Below are 2,619 nucleotides of genomic sequence, written 5' to 3'. Positions count from 1 at the left end.
GAGCACCGGTGCAAGCTTGACGAAGGTGACAAGCCCGCCCGCTTCGGAGGCCTCAGGCTTCGTCTTGGCGTAGCGACCCAGCATGACCGAGGCAAAGGCGACGAGCGCCACGTAAGCCGCCGTCAGCGCAAAGGCAAAGCCGTCCTCAATGCCGACAAGCGGAATGGCGAGCGGGCCGGCGGCAAAGCCTGCGCACATGCCAGCGCTATAGGCGCCGGACACGCGGCCGCGCAGGCGATCGGGACAAGCGGTGTTCAGCCAGGCCTCGCTCACCGTGTAGATGATGCTGGTGCAGAAGCCGAGCAGGAAGCGGGCGACGAACCAGACCCAGAGCTGGTCGAAGGCCGCCAAGGTCGCAAGCGAGATCGAAACGCCGAGCAGCGACGCCACGATCAGGCGGTCGCCACGCATCGCCTGTGTCAGCTGGCCGATCATCAGTGTCGAGGAGGCGAGCCCCAGCGCGAAAACCGACGCATTGAGCCCCGCCATGCTGGACGAGACGCCACGACTTTCCAGGATCAGCGAAATCAGGGGATACGTCAGCCCCTGGCCGACGGCAAAGGCCGTGACACCGAGAATGACGACTGCGATCGCCGCCCAGTCTGGCGCGAAATCGGGTGCAATATCCGTGGTGCCTGCCGTCTGCATGGAGCCTCCAAAGCGCGTTTCAGCGCCTGTCGATTGAAGGCCCGGTCTAGCGGGGGGAGCGGGGGAAGTCCAGAGAGAGGTGGGCTGGAGCGCTTACCCCGCCGCAATCACACCCGGCACGTCCTGACCCAGCGCCGCAAACACCGTCTTCAGAATACCGGCCGCATCGAGGCCTGCCTTGGCATACATGGTTTCGGGTTTGGCCTGGTCCATCCAGACATCGGGCAGCACGAGCGAGCGGACCTTCAGGCCGTTGTCGAGCAAGCCCTCGTTGACGAGGAAATGCACCACCTGGCTGCCGAAGCCTCCGACGGCGCCTTCCTCGACGGTGACGACCACCTGGTGGTGGCGGGCGAGTTGGCGGATCAGGTCATGATCCAAGGGCTTGGCGAAGCGAGCGTCGGCGACAGTGGTTGAAAGGCCAGCGGCATCGAGGTCTTCGGCGGCAAGCAGACAGTCGGCGAGGCGCGTGCCGAAGGAGAGGAGTGCGACCTTCGAGCCCTGCTTGACGATGCGGCCACGGCCGATTTCGAGGATCTCGCCGCGTTCGGGCATCGGAACGCCCACACCTTCGCCGCGCGGATAGCGGAAGGAGATCGGACCCTCGTCATAGGCAGCCGCAGTGCGCACCATGTGCTTCAGCTCCGCCTCGTCGGCAGCGGCCATGACCACGAAGCCGGGCAGCGCCGCGAGAAAACCGGTGTCGAAGGAACCCGCATGGGTCGGGCCGTCGGCGCCGACGAAACCGGCCCGGTCGATCGGGAAGCGCACCGGCAGCTTCTGGATGCCGACATCGTGCACGACCTGGTCGTAACCACGCTGCAGGAAGGTCGAATAAAGGGCGCAGAAGGGCTTGTAGCCTTCAGCGGCGAGACCGGCTGCGAAGGTCACGGCGTGCTGCTCGGCGATGCCGACATCAAAGGTGCGTTCCGGAAAGAGCGCATGCAGCTTGTCGAGGCCGGTGCCAGACGGCATGGCGGCGGTGATGCCGACGATCTTCTCGTCGTGGCGGGCTTCCTCGACCAGCGCATCGGCGAAGACGGCGGTATAGGCCGGCGCATTCGGCTTGGCCTTGGCCTGGGTGCCGGTGATGACGTCGAACTTGTTGACGCCATGATACTTGTCGGCTGCCGCTTCGGCCGGCGGATAGCCCTTGCCCTTCTGGGTCACGACATGAATCAGAACCGGGCCCTTGGCATTGTCGCGGACATTGCGCAGCACCGGCAGCAGATGCTCGAAGGAATGGCCGTCGATCGGGCCGATGTGGTAGAAACCGAGCTCCTCGAACATGGTGCCGCCGGTGACATAGCCACGGGCATGTTCGACGGCGCGGGTGATCGCGCGGTCGACGGTCTTGCCGAGATAGGCGGTCAGTTTCTTGCCGAAGTCGCGGAAGCCCATATAGGTCCGGCCGGAGGCAAGGCGCGCAAGATAGGCGCTCATCGCGCCCGTCGGCGGTGCAATCGACATGTCGTTGTCGTTGAGGATGACGATCAGGCGGGCATCGAGCGCACCGGCATTGTTCAGCGCCTCATAGGCCATGCCGGCCGACATGGCGCCATCGCCGATCACGGCGATCACCTTGCGGTCGGTCTTCGACAGCTCGGCGGCAACCGCCATGCCGAGGCCGGCGGAAATCGAGGTGGACGAGTGGGCAGCACCGAAGGGATCGTATTCGCTCTCGGCGCGCTTGGTGAAGCCGGAGAGGCCGTCTTCCTGGCGCAGCGTGCGAATGCGCTCGCGGCGGCCGGTCAGGATCTTGTGCGGATAGCACTGGTGGCCGACGTCGAAGATCAGCCGGTCGTCAGGCGTGTTGAACACCTTGTGGATCGCGATCGTCAATTCCACGACCCCGAGACCGGCACCCAGATGACCACCCGTCTTCGACACCGCGTCGATCATCTCGTCGCGGACCTCGCGCGCCAGCTGCGGCAGGTCACGATCTTCGACGGCCTTCAGGTCTTTCGGGAG

At 65.2% G+C, this 2,619-nt stretch carries 2 protein-coding genes; both read right to left on the bottom strand.

The window, feature by feature from the left end:
• Positions 1 to 648: MFS transporter (locus FAA86_RS24200; RefSeq protein ID WP_136543855.1), on the bottom strand; the 648-nt coding region annotated here is incomplete at its 3' end.
• Positions 649 to 741: 93 nt separating this feature from the next.
• Positions 742 to 2,619, bottom strand: a 1,878-nt coding sequence (dxs, locus tag FAA86_RS24195; protein ID WP_136543853.1) for a 1-deoxy-D-xylulose-5-phosphate synthase, incomplete at its 5' end; no start/stop codon positions are given.

Source organism: Rhizobium rosettiformans W3 (assembly GCF_004912135.1).
GTDB classification, from domain to species: domain Bacteria; phylum Pseudomonadota; class Alphaproteobacteria; order Rhizobiales; family Rhizobiaceae; genus Allorhizobium; species Allorhizobium rosettiformans.
Note: the sequence above shows the minus strand (reverse complement) of the source record. Positions and strands in the feature narration are given on the sequence as shown.